The sequence below is a fragment of the Stenotrophomonas sp. YJH_SMC_53 genome (assembly GCF_059369995.1).
Genome location: NZ_JCAFTF010000013.1, coordinates 95,984 through 113,562, shown reverse-complemented (window position 1 = coordinate 113,562; position 17,579 = coordinate 95,984). Strand labels below are relative to the sequence as shown.

At 68.6% G+C, this 17,579-nt stretch carries 15 protein-coding genes; 8 read left to right on the top strand and 7 right to left on the bottom strand.

Going from position 1 to position 17,579, the window contains the following annotated elements; genetic code table 11:
* Together AC5P7X_RS17980 and AC5P7X_RS17975 are read left to right on the top strand one after the other, a co-directional pair.
* A partial coding sequence (locus AC5P7X_RS17980) for an IS3 family transposase (protein ID WP_308140878.1) occupies positions 1-109 on the top strand: 109 nt, incomplete at its 5' end.
* Positions 110-326: 217 nt separating this feature from the next.
* Positions 327-734, top strand: coding sequence for a YciI family protein (locus AC5P7X_RS17975; RefSeq protein ID WP_053499021.1), 408 nt, complete (start codon positions 327-329; stop codon positions 732-734).
* Here AC5P7X_RS17975 and AC5P7X_RS17970 read toward each other — a convergent pair.
* Positions 712-2,793 (bottom strand): gluconolaconase, encoded by a 2,082-nt coding sequence (locus AC5P7X_RS17970; protein ID WP_372485238.1) that lies wholly within the window; start codon positions 2,791-2,793, stop codon positions 712-714. The two genes, AC5P7X_RS17975 and AC5P7X_RS17970, sit on opposite strands and share 23 nt — an antisense overlap.
* A gap of 167 nt (positions 2,794-2,960) precedes the next feature.
* On the opposite strand from AC5P7X_RS17970, the gene AC5P7X_RS17965 reads away from it, so the two are divergent.
* Positions 2,961-4,481: a tetratricopeptide repeat protein gene (locus tag AC5P7X_RS17965; RefSeq protein ID WP_053499016.1), complete on the top strand. Its 1,521-nt coding sequence runs from the start codon at positions 2,961-2,963 to the stop codon at positions 4,479-4,481.
* Positions 4,482-4,579: 98 nt separating this feature from the next.
* Here the strand turns inward: AC5P7X_RS17965 and AC5P7X_RS17960 are convergent, their stop codons facing one another.
* Both AC5P7X_RS17960 and cycA read right to left on the bottom strand, forming a co-directional pair.
* Positions 4,580-5,356, bottom strand: coding sequence for a lytic transglycosylase domain-containing protein (locus AC5P7X_RS17960; RefSeq protein WP_053499015.1), 777 nt, complete (start codon positions 5,354-5,356; stop codon positions 4,580-4,582).
* A 204-nt stretch (positions 5,357-5,560) separates the two neighbouring features.
* A complete protein-coding gene (gene cycA, locus AC5P7X_RS17955; RefSeq protein ID WP_005415083.1) occupies positions 5,561-6,934 on the bottom strand; it encodes a D-serine/D-alanine/glycine transporter in 1,374 nt (457 codons plus the stop codon).
* A gap of 228 nt (positions 6,935-7,162) precedes the next feature.
* Here cycA and AC5P7X_RS17950 point away from each other — a divergent pair, with 228 nt between their 5' ends.
* Entirely contained in the window at positions 7,163-8,779 is a 1,617-nt protein-coding gene (locus AC5P7X_RS17950) for an EAL domain-containing protein (RefSeq protein WP_005415082.1), read from the top strand.
* 67 nt (positions 8,780-8,846) lie between these two features.
* Here the strand turns inward: AC5P7X_RS17950 and AC5P7X_RS17945 are convergent, their stop codons facing one another.
* Complete coding sequence (locus AC5P7X_RS17945) at positions 8,847-10,031, bottom strand: MFS transporter (protein WP_005415081.1); 1,185 nt, start codon at positions 10,029-10,031, stop codon at positions 8,847-8,849.
* Complete coding sequence (locus AC5P7X_RS17940) at positions 10,028-11,206, bottom strand: serine hydrolase domain-containing protein (protein WP_495215237.1); 1,179 nt, start codon at positions 11,204-11,206, stop codon at positions 10,028-10,030. Before AC5P7X_RS17940 ends, AC5P7X_RS17945 begins: the two co-directional genes overlap by 4 nt.
* Before the next feature lie 227 nt (positions 11,207-11,433).
* Between AC5P7X_RS17940 and AC5P7X_RS17935 the strand changes: the two genes are divergently transcribed.
* Together AC5P7X_RS17935 and AC5P7X_RS17930 are read left to right on the top strand one after the other, a co-directional pair.
* Positions 11,434-12,333 carry a LysR family transcriptional regulator gene (locus AC5P7X_RS17935; RefSeq protein WP_032953875.1) on the top strand — a complete coding sequence of 300 codons (900 nt, stop codon included), beginning with the start codon at positions 11,434-11,436 and terminating at the stop codon, positions 12,331-12,333.
* 244 nt (positions 12,334-12,577) lie between these two features.
* Entirely contained in the window at positions 12,578-14,185 is a 1,608-nt protein-coding gene (locus tag AC5P7X_RS17930) for an ATP-binding cassette domain-containing protein (protein WP_235642935.1), read from the top strand.
* A gap of 186 nt (positions 14,186-14,371) precedes the next feature.
* Here the strand turns inward: AC5P7X_RS17930 and AC5P7X_RS17925 are convergent, their stop codons facing one another.
* Positions 14,372-15,697 carry a GTP-binding protein gene (locus AC5P7X_RS17925; RefSeq protein WP_346607805.1) on the bottom strand — a complete coding sequence of 442 codons (1,326 nt, stop codon included), beginning with the start codon at positions 15,695-15,697 and terminating at the stop codon, positions 14,372-14,374.
* A gap of 69 nt (positions 15,698-15,766) precedes the next feature.
* Between AC5P7X_RS17925 and AC5P7X_RS17920 the strand changes: the two genes are divergently transcribed.
* Positions 15,767-16,138, top strand: a complete 372-nt coding sequence (locus tag AC5P7X_RS17920; RefSeq protein WP_138953128.1) for a MerC domain-containing protein — start codon at positions 15,767-15,769, stop codon at positions 16,136-16,138.
* A 76-nt stretch (positions 16,139-16,214) separates the two neighbouring features.
* On the opposite strand, the gene AC5P7X_RS17915 is transcribed toward AC5P7X_RS17920, so the two are convergent.
* A complete protein-coding gene (locus AC5P7X_RS17915) occupies positions 16,215-16,499 on the bottom strand; it encodes a metal/formaldehyde-sensitive transcriptional repressor (RefSeq protein WP_106550496.1) in 285 nt (94 codons plus the stop codon).
* Positions 16,500-16,549: 50 nt separating this feature from the next.
* Here AC5P7X_RS17915 and dmeF point away from each other — a divergent pair, with 50 nt between their 5' ends.
* Positions 16,550-17,512, top strand: coding sequence for a CDF family Co(II)/Ni(II) efflux transporter DmeF (gene dmeF, locus AC5P7X_RS17910; protein ID WP_495215236.1), 963 nt, complete (start codon positions 16,550-16,552; stop codon positions 17,510-17,512).
* Positions 17,513-17,579 lie beyond the last annotated feature (67 nt).

The window sequence follows — 17,579 nt, the reverse complement described above, 5'->3', positions numbered from 1 at the left end:
GGCCGGGCTGGTGGAGTACATCAAGTACTACAACCAAGAGCGAATCAGATTGAAATTGAAGGGACTAAGCCCGGTAAAGTACCGGGAACAGGCCCAAGCAGCCGCCTGACCCCACCGTCCAAGTCTCGGGGGTCACTTCATGGATGGGTTTACGGCGTCCCCCGACCCGCCTACCCACCCGGCCAAGCCCAAGAATCACGCTGTAGCGCCACCACGGAGGGGCTCCGCCGTTCGCCGCCCCCCGCCGAAGGCGCGCTTCCGCGCTGCAACATGCCCGCGCGCCATCCTGCGCCATCATGGTCCCCCGCCCCCGCCAGGACCACGCCATGCAGCAGTACCTGCTTCTGATCTATATCGAGCCTGCCCTGCTGCAGGCGCTGCCCACCGAAGAATTCAACGCGCTGATGCGCGACTGCCTGGCCCACGCCGACAAGCTGCAGGCCGAAGGCACGCTGCTGGCCGCCCAGAAGCTGCAGCCGGTCGATACCGCACAGACCCTGCGCGTGCGCGATGGACACAGCCGCGTGCTCGATGGCCCGTTTGCCGAAACCCGCGAGCTGCTGGCCGGCTTCAACCTGATCGTGGCGCGCGACCGCGACGACGCCATGCGCATCGCCCGCGACTTCCCGTGGGCACGCTTCGGCAGCATCGAAGTGCGGCCGCTGGAAGACATGGACGCCGAGCGCGAACGCTGCGGCGCCCCGGCTGCGGCTATGGCAGCAGCCGTACTCTGATCTCGCGCGGGCCGACGCCTTCGTTGCCGCTGTAGTCGCGCACGCTGGCACGCACGATGTACTCGCCCGGCGGCAACGCCGCCGGCTGCCAGCGCCCGGTTTCCATCAGGCCATCACGCACGGTGTTGGTGGCCAGGTAGCGGAACCGGGTCACCGCGCTGCCATGCACGGTGATGCCGCTGTCCGGTGCGTAGGCCACGCGCACCGCTTCCCGCTGCGGCGGCATGCGGTTGAACACGATGTTCCAGCGCGGCTGCTCGTAGCCCTGCAGCGGATGTCCCGTAGCATCGAGAATCTGGTAACCCACCTGGTACATGCCCAGCCGGCGTCGTGGCAGATTGTTGTCGACCTGGTCCCAGGCCTCCACCACGATCTGCACGCCACGCCCCTGCCGCGCAACCATCACCACGCCATCGCTGCCGGCGGCCATCGGCTGGTCGTTGTCGTCCAGCAGGGCCACATCGGTGATGCGCGGTGCGAAGTGGTCGGCGTAGCCCTGGAAGCCCAGCGCTACCGCGTTGGTCTCGAAGCCACCGGTACCCACCGCCAGGTGCACGTGCGCCTGGTTGTTGATGCTGCCCAGGCGGTCTCCCACGTGGATGCGCATGCCACGGCGCACGCGCATCCGCTGCAGCTTGCCCTGCTCGTCATACAGCGCCTGCCAGCGCGCGTCGAACGGCACATCGCGCGGGGTGCGGCCGACACGCATGTGGATGTACTTGAGGCGGTCCACCGCCAGGCCCTCGGCCTGCTCGCCCAGGTTCCAGGCCGCCACCGGGCTGCTGATCTTGCCATCGGCAATCGCCAGCACGGTCTGGCCCACATCACCGCGCACGTCGAAGCCGCCATGCAGGTGGTGGCGGCTCTCACCGCTGAAGTTGCCGCGCACTTCACCCAGGGTGCCGACCACTTCGTGCCAGCCGTCCTGCGGTGCGAGCGGCCAACGGCCGCCCGTCTTCGGCAGCGCGGCATCGGCGGCCGGGCCGACCAGTGCCGGCGCCGGCAGTTCGCCCACCGGCAGCGGACGCAGACGATGCAGGCGGTAGCCTGCGGCGTCGGCCACCAGCACGCTGCCATCGGCCTCCAGCGCCAACCCGCTGGGGCGGGCCAGGCGCGGCAGGCGGCCATTGCCGACCAGTGCGATCTGGTGGCCCTGCGGCGTCACCTGCACGATGCGGCCATCGAGATCGCCCACGTACAGCACGCCGTCGTGCGTGGTGGCCAGCGACTGCGGCCCATTGATCACGCCACCGGGGGCAACCACGGTGCTGACCGTGCCGTCGGCGCCCACCCGGCGCACGGCGTTGTTGAACAGATCGGCCACCAGCAACGCACCCTGCGCGTCGAAGGCCAGCGCCACCGGCGTATCGAAACGCGCAGCGGCGCCCGCGCCATCGGCAAAGCCTGGCCGATCACCACCGGCCAGGGTGCGCACACTGCCATCGGTACCGATCACCCGGATGCGGTCATTGAACGTGTCCGCCACGTAGACCTGGCCCTGCGCGTCCACCGCAACGCCCATCGGTGCATCGAAGCGGGCCTGCATGGCAGGGCCATCGGCGAAGCCCTGTTCACCACCGGCCAGCGTGGTCACCTGGCCATCGGTGCCGATGCGGCGGATCGCATGGTTGCCCGTGTCGGCCACGTACAGGTTGCCCTGCGCATCGCCGGCAATGCCCGAAGGCGTATTGAAGCTGGCCTGCAGCGCAGGGCCATCGATACGGCCCTCGCCCTGCCCGGCCACGGTTTCAACGCGGCCATCGGGCAGGCGGCGGCGGATCCGGTTGTTGTCACCGGCATCGGTGAAATAGACACTGCCATCGGTGCCGCGCAGCAGTGCATACGGGTCGGCGAAGCGCGCCTGCGCGGACGCACCGTCGCGGTCGCCGGGGTGACCATCGCCGGCCAGCGGCTCGATCTGCGCGGTCCAGGCCAGCGGCGTGGGCACCGGGCCGGCAGGGCCGGCCAGCGTTTTCAGCGGGGTATCCCACCAGGTTGCAGCCAAGCCCACCGCCGTTGCCAACGCCACCCCTGCCGCCATCCATTGCCACCGTGCCATCGTGTTGCGCTGCCTCTGCCTGCTGCTTGAAGAGGCACCGACAATAGACGCTGCGCGTGCGATCCGCCACGGCCGATCATGCGGCTGAACACCAGGATTCGCTTCGTCGTGCTTGTCCTCGCTGGCCGTAGCAGGTTCAATGCGGTTCCCACGGATGGAGATTCTCCATGCCCCGCGTTCTCCCCCTCACCGCCCTGCTGCTGGCCGCATTGGCCAGCGCGCCCGCCTCCGCTTCGATCACGGTGGCCCCGCAGAAGCCATCGGCCACCGCCGATGCAGTACACGCGGCGTACGCCACGCGTTGGGATGAAGCCATCCAGCAGGCACGCGATGGCAACACGCTGGGTGCGCTGATCAGCATGGAGCGGCTGATGGAAGATCCGTTGCTGGACGACTTCGATGCCGAGCATCGCGGCCGCGCCTCGCAGGTCGCCGGCTGGACCGCGCTGATGCAGAAGAAGCCGGACCAGGCCCGCCGCTACCTGCAGCGGGCGCAGGAGGCCCTGCCGGAGGATGCACAGATCCTGCTCACCCAGGTGTCGGTGGAACTGTCGGACAACCAGCCGGCCGCAGCCACCACTTTCCTGGTGAAGGCACTGCAGCACGCCGACGCACCGCTGCCGATCGATCACCACGCCATCAACTACCTGCAGTACCGCCTGCGTGAGCAGCCGCAGAAGCGCATGGACCTGCTGCAGGCGCTGTTTGACAACGGCTGGAAGAGTGGCGGCCTGGAACCCACCGGGCTGTGGCTGGCGCTGGCCACGCTGCAGGCCGACAACGGCCGTGGCGACAGCATTCCGGCCACGCTGGCGCGCATCGACAGCCCGGCCGAGATCATCCGCCTGCGCAGCGACAAGCGCTTTGATCGCTATGTCGATCGCGGTGACGCGCGTTTCGATCCGGTGCAGGCGGCACAGCGCCACCTCGATGAACTGCGTGTTTCCGGCCTGCTCGACCGCGCACTGGACGCGCGCATGGCCGAGTTCAGCACCACCTTGCTGATGCTGGACCGCAACGAGGAAGTGCTGTCGTTGACCGAGGGCATGGCCGGTGCCGCCAGCAACGGCGAATCGCCTGCCGCTGCGGAGGCGGAATGGGTGGCCTGGCTGCTCAACAGCCGGCTCACCGCACTGCGCCGGCTGGGCCGCACCGATGAGGCACTGGCCACGGCGAAACAGGCCGCCCGCATCGGCGCGCTCGGCCCGGATGGTGTCGAGCACCAGATGAATGTCGGCTTCGTGTTCAGTTCGCTGGGGCGCATGCAGGACGCTGCGCAGGCAGTGAATGACATGCCGGGCCTCGCCGGTTACGGCAAGGCCGCACAGGCGCTGCTGCAGTTCGCCGCCGCCCGCGAGCGCGGCGATGCCAAGGCGCGCGATGCAGCACGCGCGGTGATCCTGGCCCAGCGCGACGATGCCCGCCTGTTCCATCGCGAAATGCTGCTGGAGGAAGGCGACCTGGACGGTGCCGCCGCCGTGCTGATCGAACAGCTGCGCTCGCCGGTTGAACGCGGTGAAACCCTGGCCAGCCTGCAGGACATGCGCACCTATCCGTCATTGCCGGGCGATGTGCGCATCGATGCCGCGTGGCGTGCACTCAAGCAGCGTGCCGACGTGCAGGCGGAGGTGGCACGCGTCGGCCGCATCGAGCGCTACGACCTGGTCAGCACTTCCACCTCGCGCTGAGCGGCTTTTTGTGTAGAGCCGAGCCGATGCTCGGCTGCAATTGGCGCAGCCGAGCATCGGCTCGGCTCTACAACGCCACGTGCAGGCAGCACCATCCGCTAGCGCGCCGGCACTTCGGTGCGGATGCCCATCGCTTCGCGGTAGCGCGCGTACAGCGCCATCACCTTGTCCACATAGGCCAGGGTTTCGGCGTAGGGCGGCACGCCCTTGTAGCGGGTGACCGCACCGATGCCCGCGTTGTAGGCAGCCGCCGCCAACGGGCGATCGCCGTTGTAACGGCGCAGCAGCGCGCGCATGTAGCGTGCGCCGCCCTCGATCGACTGCTGCGGCGAGAACGGATCGCGCACGCCATATTCCTGTGCGGTCTCCGGCATCAACTGCATCACGCCCTGTGCGCCCTTGCTGGATACCGCCAGCGCGTCGAAATTGCTTTCGGCATGGGCGATGGCACGCAGCCAGGCATCATCGACGCCGGTGGCCTTGGACGCGGCCTTGAACTGCCTGGCGTGCTGCGCGAGCTGCGGCTTGCCGACCTTGCCCAGGCCCTCGTGCGCCGGCTCGCCCGGCGGCGTGGCCACGGTGAACTTCAGGAATACCCGCGAGCCGGGCAGGTTGCGGGTGGAATAGACCAGCACGCCGTCCTGCTCGCGCTCGTACAGCACACCACTGAACACGCCCATGTTGCCCCACAGGTTCGGGGCCTGGATGGCGTTGTCGTCGATCTCCTTCGGCGTGCACCGCGATCCCGGCTCCGGTGCGGTGGCCAGGCTGACGGTGTTGCCCTGCACGCAGCGATAGACCGTGCGCGCGGCAGCCATCCCGGGCCACAGGATGGGCAGCAGCACCAGTGCAAGCAGGAGAGGTCGATGGAACATGGCGGCCGGATGATCCGGCCGCGCCCGCGAATGTTGGGTGAATGGGCGGTTGGCAGGGCTGCGCCCTGCACCCGTGGTAGTGCCGGCCGCTGGCCGGCAACCTCAACAGCAACAGCCGTTTTCCCGCGAGGAGGCGGGGTGGGTCCCGCGACCTGCCGGGGTCAGATCACGTTGCTGAGCAACGGGATCTGACCCCACTTCGGATCACTTCGCGGCCCTCCGGCGCACCCAATACCCCGCGCCCAGCAGCACGAACCACACCGGGCTGGCGATCAGCGCCTGGCGGGTGTCGCCCTGCAGGCTCAGCAGCACCAGCACGGCGGCGAAGAACACCAGGCAGGCCCAGCACATGGCAACGCCGCCGGGCATCTTGAAGATCGAGGCAGCGTGGCGCTCCGGGTAGCGGCGGCGATAGGCCATGTAGGCCACCAGGATCAGCGACCAGACGAAGATGAACAGCACCGTGGCCAGCGTCGTCACCAGGGTGAAGGCGGTCACCAGGTTCGGAATCAGGTAGATCAGCAGCGTGCCGCCCAGCAGGCACAGGCACGAGAACAGCAGGCCTCGGGCGGGCACGGCAGCGCGTGACAACTTCGACAGCCCGCGCGGGGCGTGACCCTCTTCGGCCAGGCCGTACAGCATGCGGCTGGTGGAGAAGATGCCACTGTTGGCCGAGGACGTGGCCGAGGTCAGCACCACGAAATTGATCAGGCTGGCGGCGGCGGGAATGCCGGCCAGCACGAACAGCTGCACGAACGGGCTCTTGTCCGGCACCACCTGGCGCCACGGGGTGACCGCCATGATCGCGATCAGCGCCAGCACATAGAAGATGATGATGCGCACCGGGATCGAGTTGATTGCCTTGGGCAGGTTGCGCTCGGGATCGGCGGTTTCGGCGGCGGTGGTGCCGACCAGCTCGATGCCGACGAAGGCGAACACCGCAATCTGGAACCCGGCGAAGAAGCCGACCAGGCCCATCGGGAACATGCCGCCGTCATTCCACAGGTTCGACAGCGACGCGGTGTGGCCGCTGGGTGAAGTGAAGCCCCACGCCACCAGCCCGGCGCCGGTGATGATCAGCGCACAGATCGCCACGATCTTGATCAGCGCGAACCAGAATTCCATTTCACCGAACAGCTTCACCGTCACCAGGTTCAACGCCAGCAGCAGCATCACGCAGGCCAGCGCCGGTTTCCAGGCCTCAAGCCCGGGGAACCAGAACTGTGCGTAGGCGGCAATCGCGATCACGTCGGCAATCGCGGTGACGATCCAGCAGAACCAGTAGGTCCATCCACAGAAGAACCCGGCCCACGGGCCGAGCAGGTCGGTGGAGAAGTCGATGAAGGATTTGTACTGCAGGTTGGACAGCAGCAGCTCGCCCATCGCACGCATCACGAAGAACAGCATCGCGCCGATGATCAGGTAGACGAAGACGATGGACGGGCCGGCCAGGCTGATGGTCTTGCCCGAGCCCATGAACAGGCCGGTGCCGATGGCACCGCCGATGGCGATCAGTTGCAGGTGGCGGTTGGACAGGCTGCGGCGCAGGTGCTCGGGGGGCGTGGCGGGCTCGGTCATGGGCGCGGGAAGGGGCGGGCGAAGCGTTCGACGGTAGTCCTCCGCGGCGCCGAGCGCCAGCGCCAGACGGCCCCATTGCGTCAAAGCAGGCCGCTTTCACCACAATGTGACCGAATACCGTATTGATCCCATTCCGCCCGGCCCGGTGCCATGCTCAGATAGCCGCACCTGCCCAAGGACCGGCCCGACCATGCGCCCTGCCCCGCCCGCCCTGCTGGAGCCCCGGCCATGAGCCGCCTGCGCGTCATCATCGGCGGTACCGCACTGGCCCTGCTGGCCGCTGCGGTGCCGATCGCGGTCATGGCCTACGCCACCTGGGACCGCGCGGTCAGCGTCGAACAGCAGCGCCTGCGCGACATCGCCGATCGCACCCTGCGCCGCTCCGACCTGTCCTACCAGGAGGCGCTGGCGGCGCTGAAATCCGCCGAAGCCGGTGCCTACGTGTCCTGCAGCCCCGAGCACATCCGGCGCATGCAGACCCTGGTAATGACCACCCCATCGATTGACCAGATGGGCTACTTCGAAGGAGGCAAGCTGCGCTGCACCTCCTGGGGGCCGTTCCTGTCGGATGTGGATCAGCCCAGGCCGGACCACGTCACCAGCGACGGCGCCGGCATCGCAGTGGACGTGCGCCCGGAAATCAGCGGGCGACGCCAGGTGCTGGCGATCCTGTATGGGTCCTACGACGCTCTGGTGGACCCACGCCGCTTCGTCGATGTCATCGCCGACCCGAATGTGCGGCTGGCACTGGCCAGCCCCGATGGACGCCTGCTGGCCAAACAGCCCGGCCTGGATCCGGACCTGCTGCAGGCACTGCTGCGCGACCCGGGCGAAGGCCTGGACCACACCACGCTGTTCGCTACCGCGCGCAACGAGGAATGGCTGGCCGTCGCCACTACACCGCGCACCGCGCTTGCCGCGGCCTTCCGCCAACAGGCCTGGCTGTACGTGCCGGCGGGCCTGCTGCTGGCCGCCGCCGGGGCCGGCCTGGTGATCTGGCTGTCGCGGCGCCGCCTTTCCCTGCGCGGCGAACTGGCCACCGCCATCCGTCGCCGCGAGCTGTACCTGCATTACCAGCCGATCATCGAACTGGACACCGGCATCTGCGTCGGCGCCGAGGCGCTGGTGCGCTGGCAACGCCCGGATGGCACCCAGGTGCGCCCTGACCTGTTCATTCCACTGGCCGAAGAGGCCGGCATGATCGCCGACGTCACCGACCTGGTGATCGAGAACGTGGTGCGCGACATGCGCGAGCTGCTGGTCGCCGACCGCAGCGCGCACATCGCGATCAACCTCGCCGCCGAAGACATCAGCAGCGGTCGCGCCCTGAAGATGATCTCCCGGCACATGGCCGGCAGCGGCATCCTGCCGCAGCAGATCTGGATGGAGGCCACCGAACGTGGCTTCCTCGATCTGGACCGCGCGCGCACCATGCTCGCCGCCGCCCGCCGCGCCGGCCACAGCGTGGCCATCGATGATTTCGGGGTCGGCTTCTCCAGCCTGCAATACCTGCAGCAGCTGCCACTGGATGCGCTGAAGATCGACAAATCATTCATCGATGCGATCGGTACCGAAAGCGCCACCAGCCCGGTCACGCCGCACATCATCGACATGGCCAAGGAGCTGGGCCTGTGGGTGGTGGCCGAGGGCGTGGAAACCGAAGCGCAGCTGGCCTACCTGCACAGCCGGCATGTGGAATTCGGACAGGGCTGGCTGTTCTCGCGGCCGCTGCCGCGCGATGAGTTCGTCGCCTTCCATCAGAAGCGGCAACAGCAGTACGGCGCTGCACGCGAACACATGCAGAACCCGCGCAGCGTGCCGATCGAGCAGGTACCGCTGGATTAGCAAGGCAAAAGCAAGGCCCACGGTAGTGCCGGCCGCTCGCCGGCACCGCGTCATCACTGATCAATAGCTACGCCCACGCCTTCGGCCGTGCCAGCAACCACGCGGCGGTCACCGCCAGCAACAGCAACGGCAGCCATCCCAGCTGGCGTGGGCCGCTGGCCTGCAGCAGCACCCCGCCTGCCACGCCGCCGGCCGCAATGGCCAGGTTCCAGCCGGTCACCAGCATCGATTGCGCCAGGTCCGCAGCGGCCCCGGCGCGCCGTGCCAAGGCGGTCTGGAACAGGGTCGGCACGGCGCCGAACGCCACGCCCCACAGGATCGTCGCCAGCAGCAGCGCGCTCGCCACGCCTGGCCACACCAGCAAGGCCAGCACCGGAACGATGAAACCGATCACCGCCGCCCACACCAGCGCATGCAGGTAGCGATCCACGCCCCAGCCGGCCATCGCGATGCCAGCAATCGCCGCCATGCCGAAAGCAAGCAACAGCCGGTCCAGCCACGCACCGGCACCCGCGTCGACGGCCAGCGGCTCGATGTAGGTGTACAGCACGTTGTGCGCCAGCACGTACAGCGCCATCACCAGCAGCGCACTGCGTACACCGGGCAGGCGCCACACGGTCGCCAGCGAAGTGCGTTGCCCGGCCCCAGCGGCCGGCAGCGCAGGCAACGCCCAGCGCGCGTAGGCCAGCAGCAGCAGACCCAGCACGCTCATCAACGCGAACGCCCAGCGCCAGCCGATCTGCTGGCCAAGCAGCGTTCCGGCCGGCACCCCCAGCGACAGCGCCAGCGGCGAACCGACCATCGCCACTGCGATGGCCCGTCCCTGCAGCGACGGCACCACCATGCGTGCGGCGTAGCCAGCCACCAGCGACCACAGCAATCCACCGCTCACACCGGCCAGGAAGCGCGCAGCCAGGATCAGCGCGTAACTGCTGCTCAACGCGGTCAGCGTATTGACCACCACGAAGCCGGCGATGGCCGCCAGCAGCAGCGGACGCCGTGGCAGGCGCTGGGTCAGCGCGGTCATCGGCAGTGCTGCCATCACCGAACCCAGCGCATACACGCTCACCAGCTGGCCGACCGCCGCATCACTCACGCCCAGGCTTTCGCCCATCGGCCGCAGCACACCCGCCGGCAGGGTCTCGGTCAACAGGGTGATGAAGCCACCACCGGCCAAGGCAAGCAGGCCCGCCCACGGCAGGCGCGTGGCCTCGCCGGCCGGACTGGCGGCATCGATGGCATGGCCGCTCATCGCGTTGCCCCCAGGTCGGCATAAATCGCATCGCGCAGGTCATCGACGAAAACGCCATCCATCCCTTCGTACAGGGTGTTGGTCAGCGCCACCACGCTCAGCCCACGCGACGGGTCGACGAACCAGCTGTGCCCGTAGACACCGCCCCAGCGCCAGCTGCCTTCGCGCTGTGGTGTGCCGCTGGCGGCGGCATCGCGCAGTACCGCAAAGCCCAGCCCGAAGCCCCAGCCGGCCGGTTCCGGCGGCCCCTGCTCGCCCACCTGCGGGCTGGCCATCTGCGCCGCCAGCGCGGGCGGCAACAGGCCGGAGCGTTGCACGTCGCGCAAAGCCTCCAGCACCGCCATCACCTCATCGGCGGTACCGACCAGGCCGGCGCCGGCCGAAGCGAACCGACTGGCGTCGGTGGCACGCGCGGGACTGAACTCGATGCCCAGCGTTCCCTCGAAAGGTGCGACCACCTCGCCTTCCTGCAGGCGATGCGGTTGCGGCCTGTCGCTCACATACGGCGTGGCCAGCCGCTCTGCATCGCGCGCAACGAACGCGGTGTCGCGCAGGCGCAACGGGGCAGCCAGCAGGCGCTGGAACAGCGCCTGCAGCGTTTCACCGGTCGCGGCTTCGGCCACCGCACCGGCCACGTCCACGCCCAACGAGTAAAGCCACTGGCTGCCCGGTGCGAACAGCAGTGGCACCTGCGCGATGCGGCGCACGTTCTCGGCCAGGGTCAACGGGTTGGCGTCCATGCCATCGCTGACGCCAGCGCGCGCGTAGGGTCCCTCCGCATCCGCCTCCAGGAAGCGATAGCCCAGTCCGCTGCTGTGGCTGAGCAGCTGGCGCAGGCTGATCGGCGGCGTGCTGCCATCGGCCAGCGCCGGGCGGAAGTCCGGCAGCCAGCGCTGCACCGGCGCGTCGAGGTCGAGCACGCCTTCAGCCACCAGGCGCAGGATCACCGTGGCCAGCAACGGCTTGCTGACCGATGCCAGCCGGAACAGCTGATCGCGCTGCATCGGCCTGGCCGACTCGCGATCGGCCAGCCCGCTCGCGCTGGCATGGCGCAGCACGCCGTGCTCGCGCACCAGCACCACCGCACCAACCAGGCGCAACGGATGGACCTGCTGCAGCAGCCGCTGCACCGAAGGCAGCGTCGGTGCAGGTTCAAGGGAAAGAGCGGCATTCATCATGGTGATCCGTGGGGAGAGGCCCGCCACGTTAGGCAGCGCGCGGCGCTGCAAAAAGCCGGTTGCCGCTCCGGGCATCATGGACCGTGCAGTCCGCAATCGGCATCATGCCCGGAACTGCAACGCCGCAAGGGCTGCCCGAGGCCCCGCACCACAGTGTTGCGATGGCCGCGCCGCGTGCCGCGATCACCCGCCCCTACCCTGCCGTTTTCATTGCCGGTACGCCCATGTCAGTCTTGGACAACCTCGCCAACCTGCAGACCTTCGTCCACGCCGCCGACACCCGCAGCTTCGTCGAGACCGGGCGCCTGCAGGGCATCTCCGCATCGGCCGCCGGCAAGTGCGTTGCGCGGCTGGAGCACGCACTGGGCGTGCGCCTGTTCCACCGCAGCACGCGCAGCATCACCCTCACCGCCGAGGGCCAGCTGTTCCTGGCGCGCTGCCGGCGCATCCTCGACGAACGCGATGCCGCGCGCACCGAACTGGCGCAACCGCACGCTGCACCGAGCGGCACGCTGCGGATCAGCCTGCCACTGGTAGGCGACCTCACCCTGCCGTTGATGGCCGAATTCATGGCCGCGTATCCGGACATCCGCCTCGACCTGGATTTCAGCGACCGGCTGGTCGATGTCATCGAGGAAGGTTTCGATGCGGTGCTGCGCGTTGGCGAACCCAGCGACTCGCGGATGAACGCACGCCGGCTGGGGGTATTCCCGCGGCGTGTCGTCGCCTCGCCGGGCTACCTGCAGCGTCGCGGCGTTCCACGCACGCCGGCCGACCTGCTGCAGCACACGTTGCTGCACTACCGCTTCCCCAGCACCGGCAAGCTGGAGCCGTGGCCGATCCACTGGCCCGACCACGAAACACCGCAGGAGCTGCCGGTGCACATGGTGGCCAACACCATCGAGGCGCGAGTGGCGCTGGCGCTGCGCGATACCGGCCTGGCCTTCGTGCCGGTGCACTCGGTACGCGATGCGCTGGCCGACGGCCGCCTGGTCACCGTGCTGGAGGATCATGTGCACTCCTGCGGCACCTTCCACCTGCTGTGGCCGTCGGGCCGACACGTATTGCCGAAGCTGCGGGTGTTCATCGACTTCGTCGGCGCCCGCCTGGACACCGTGCCGTAGCCGCGATCGATCCACCGCATGCCCGGCCCACCGTAGATCCACGCCATGCGTGGATGCTTCTTGTAGAGTCGAGCCATGCTCGGCGGTGCCAACCCGACCATTCAGCCAACCCCGCTATACTGGCCGCTCATTCCTCCCAGAGGCTCGCGACCAATGCGCCATTGATGCCGCCGTCTTCCCAACAGACGGCCTGACTCTTCCCGCCCCTGCGCGCAGGGGAGAACCCGGCAGCCATGGAGGTCGCATGACCACACATTCCCTCACGCTCGATCGCGTGTCGTATCGGCTGGCCGACGGCCGCCCGCTGTTTTCCGATCTGTCGTTTTCCTTCGATCCGGTCGCCACCGGTCTGGTCGGTGCCAATGGCACCGGCAAGAGCGTGCTCGCACGCCTGCTGGCCGGTCGGGTGCGGCCAGAGAACGGGCAGGTGCGCAGCAGCGGCCGCGTGTTCCTGTTGCCGACGCCCGGCTATCCCCCCGCCGGCACGGTCGGTGAACTGGCCGGCGTCGGCGCGGAACTGGCCGCGCTGCAACGCATCGAAGCCGGCAGCGTGGATGAGGCCGACTTCGCCTGCGTCGGCGACCATTGGGATCTGCGCGAGCGCCTGCAGCAGCAATGGCAGGCGCTCCGCCTGCCCGACGATCTCGATCCCGCCCAACCCGCCGCGCGTCTCAGTGGCGGCCAGGCCATGCAGGTGGCGCTGTCCGGCGCCTGGGCCAGCGGCGCCGATTGGCTGATCCTGGACGAACCCAGCAACCACCTCGATGGCCGCCATCGCCAACAGTTGTACGAACGGTTGCAGCAGTGGCGCGGCGGCCTGCTGGTGATCAGCCATGATCGCGAGCTGCTGGCGCAGATGCAGCAGATCGTCGAGCTCGACGCGCGCGGGCTGCATCGCTATGGCGGGCCGTGGCAGCACTACGCCGACGCGCGGGCCGCCGAACGCGAAGCGGCCGCCGCACAGCTCGACCACGCCCGCGCCCAGCACCGGCAGCAACAGCGCAGCGCGCGCGAGCAGCACGAACGCCAGCAGCAGCGCCAGGCACGTGGCAATCGCGATGCGAAGCAGGCCAACCAGGCACCGATCCTGCTTGGCCGGCAGAAACAGCGTGCAGAGGCCAGCCACGGGCGCGCGCAACAGGTACAGGCCGATCGTCTTCAGGCCAGCGCCGACCAGCTGCGCGCAGCGGCTTCGGCAGTTCACGCCGCGCCGGAGCTGGCGCTGTTCGCCGGTGACGGTGAACGCGGCAACGCACGTCTGCTGCAGGCGGAGTCGCTGGTGCTGCCGCAGGGTTGCAGTGCACCGTTGCAATTGGAGATCCGCCGCGGCCAGCGCATCGCCGTGGTCGGTGACAATGGCAGTGGCAAGTCCACGCTCCTGCGCGTGCTGGCCGGCCAGCTGCCTGCACGCAGCGGCATCGTGCAGCGCCATGCACCACTGGCGCTGCTCGACCAGCAGCTGCTGGGATTGTCCGGCGAACGCAGCATTCTCGACACCGTGCAGGCCGCCAACCCGGTGGCGGATGCGGGTGAACTGCGCACACGGCTGGCCCTGCTCGGGCTGGACGCGCAGCGCATCCAGCGGGCAGCCCATAGCCTCAGTGATGGTGAACGGGTGAAGGGCGCCCTGGCCAGCGTGCTGTATGCCGACCCCGCACCGCAGCTGTTGCTGCTGGACGAGCCCGGCAACGCACTGGACCTGAGCGCACTGCAGGCACTGGAAGAACTGCTGGCGGCGTGGCCGGGTGCCCTGATGATGGTCAGCCACGACCGGCACCTGCTGCAGGCGTTGCGGCCGACCCACGTGCTGCAGGTGGGCACCGGGGGTTGGCAGTGGCGTGACGGCTTGTAGATCCACGCCAAGCGTGGACCTGCTGCAGCAGCCGAACGTCGGCTCGGCTCTACAGGATTGTCCGCAACGGATCGCACTGTAGAGTCGAGCCATGCTCGACTCCGCCATGCATCCATCCACGCGTGGCCTATCGACCAGGGGTAGTGCCGGCCGCTGGCCGGCAACCCATGGATCCTCAGTGCACCGTCACCGCTTCCACACCGGGAATGCCTGCGGCAGCTGTTGCCACAGCAGCGGCCCCGCACGCAGTTCCTGATCGTTGAGCAGGCACGCGTCCAGCTCCGCACGCACCGCGCGCTCATCCATGTGCACGCCAATCACCACCAGCTCCTGGCGGCGGTCGCCCCACAGCGGGTGCCACAGCCGCTGCATCGCCGAATGCGCGGCCGCATCCGGGAAGTCTTCCAGACCCGGCAACGGAGCGCTCCAGCAGTCGGCCTGCTGCCGCGCCCAGCCCAGGTCGCTGTACGGCAGTGGCGTGGGCGGCAGCAATGGCGCGGTGTCCTCCAGCCCAGCCCGCACGCGATCACGCGCGGCGTACCAGAACCCCGCCGCCTGCGTCCGCGTCGCGGCGCCCACGGTGTTCAGCTCGCCCACCCAGTCCATCCGGTTGGCCAGCCAGAACCAGCCCTTGCTGCGGATCACGCCGGGCATCCCCGACTGCAGCGCGTGGGCGAAACGCGCGGGATGGAACGGTCGCCGCGAGCGGTAGACGAAACTGGCGATGCCGTACTCCTCGGTTTCGGGCGTGTGTTCGCCACGCAGTTCCTTCACCCAACCCGGCGCACGTTGCGCACGCTCGTAATCGAAGCGGCCGGTGTCCAACAGCTCGGCCAGGGGAACATCACCGAAGCGGGACAGCAGCAGCTTCGCGTCGCGGTTCAGGCCGCGCAACACGGCCAGCGTGTCCTGCAGCACGTCGTCATCCACCTGGTCGACCTTGCTGACCACGATCACGTCGGCGAACTCGACCTGCTCGCACAGCAGGTCGACCACCCCCCGGTCGTCATCCGGCCCGGCCTGCTGGCCGCGCTCGGCCAGGCGCAACGTGGAGCCGAAGTCGGCGAGAAACGCGCTGCCATCCACCACCGTCACCATCGTATCCAGGCGCGCGATGTCGCTCAGACTGAAGCCCTGCTCGTCACGTACCGCGAACGTGGCCGCCACCGGCATCGGCTCGCCGATGCCCGTCGACTCGATCAGCAGGTAGTCATAGCGACCGGCGTCGGCCAGGCGCCGCACTTCCTGCAGCAGGTCATCGCGCAGCGTGCAGCAGATGCAGCCATTGCTGAATTCCACCAGCGTCTCTTCGGTTCGGCGCAGCTCGGCGCCGCCCTCGCGCACCAGCTGTGCATCGATGTTGACCTCGCTCATGTCGTTGACGATGACCGCCACACGCAGGCCCTGGCGGTTACGCAGGATCTGGTTGAGCAGGGTGGTCTTGCCGGCCCCGAGGAAGCCGGACAGCACGGTGACCGGAAGGCGACGGTCGGCGCGGGAAACAGTGTTCATGTCGGAGCAGGTTGGCTGCGGAACGGAAATGTTACTGTATAACACTATCTTCGCAAGGAGCGTCCCCTGATGAAGTCGCCGTCTGCCGCCCTGCTCGATGCCGGCGCGGTCGCCCTGTCCAGCCTGTGCCTGCTGCACTGCCTGGCACTGCCGCTGCTTGCCGCCGCGCTGCCGCTGTTCGGCACGTGGGCCGAAGCGGAATGGGTCCACCTGCTGTTCGTGGCCATCGCCCTGCCGCTGACCGGCTACGCGCTGTGGCGGGCCGAACGCCGTCATCCGCTGCCGGTGCTGGCCTGGGCCACCGCCGGCGCCGGGCTCGGCCTGCTGCTGGCCGGTGCGCTGGCGCTGCCCTCGCACGACTGGGAAACACCGATGACGGTCATCGGCAGCCTGCTGCTGGCTGCCACGCACATCTGGAACGCGCGGCACCGGCATGGGTAGTGCCTGCCGCTGGCCGGCAACTGCGTGAGCTTCGGACGCAACCTGCAGTTGCCGGCCAGCGGCCGGCAACACCCGCTCATTTGCCGTAGCGGCGCAGCAGCTCGACCAGCACCTCGGCCTCGGCCGCCCGCTGCTGTGGGTCTTCGGCGCCGACCACATGCTCCTGCAGGTGCTCGTGCAGCAGCTCCATCAGCAGGCTGTGGGCGGCACCGCGCACGGCGGCGACCTGCACCAGCACGTCCGCACAGTCACCTGCTTCACCCTCGGGCTTGTCCAGCGCCTGCTCCAACGCTGCCACCTGGCCGCCGATACGGCGTACCCGGGTCAGCAGCTGCTTTCGATTCTTGTGTACATGGGCCATGGATGGATCGTATACCCTATGGGGGTATCCTTCCACCCTCTGGTCTTTCCATGCACCTGGATGCCCTCGCCGCCGCCCGTCGCCACGAACACCGCTTCGACGACGGCAACCCGCTGGCCGAACGCAATACCCGCCGCGCCCTGTGGCTCACCGTCAGCATGATGCTGGTGGAGATCGTCGGCGGCTGGTGGTTCAACTCCATGGCCGTGCTCGCCGATGGCTGGCACATGAGCTCGCACGCGCTGGCGCTGGGTCTGTCGGTGTTCGCCTACCGCTGCGCGCGCCGCTACGCGCACGACCCGCGCTTCGCCTTCGGTACCTGGAAGATCGAGATCCTGGCCGGCTATACCAGCGCCATCGCCCTGCTTGGCGTCGCCGCGCTGATGGCGGTGCAATCGCTGGAGCGGCTGTGGGTACCGGCACCGATCCACTACAACGAAGCCATCGCCATTGCTGCGGTCGGGCTGGGCGTCAACCTGCTGTGCGCCTGGTGGCTGCACGACAGCCCGGGCCACGTGCATCACCACCACGGGCATGACCATGGCCATCACCACGGCCACAACCACGATCACACCCATGCGCACGGTCACGACCTCAACCTGCGCTCGGCCTATGTGCACGTGCTGGCCGACGCCGCCACCTCGGTGCTGGCCATAATCGCCCTGCTCGGCGGCAAGCTGCTGGGCCTGACCTGGCTGGACCCGGTGATGGGCCTGGTCGGCGCCGTGCTGGTCACGGTGTGGGCGATCGGCCTGCTGCGCGACAGCGGCCGCATCCTGCTCGACGCGCAGATGGACGCGCCGGTGGTGGCCGAAGTACGCGAGGTGATCGAACAGGGCCCGTGGCCGGCGCGCCTGGCCGACCTGCACGTCTGGCAGGTGGGTCGCGGCAAGTACGCGGTCAGCGCCAGCGTGGTCACCAGTGACGCCACGCTGGATGCCGATACCGTGCGCAACGCGCTGGCGATCCATGAAGAGCTGGTGCACGTAACGGTGGAGATCCACCGCAGCTGATCCTGCGCGAATGCGGTCGAATCTGTAGAGCCGAGCCATGCTCGGCTGTCGCAGGCCATCAGCCGAG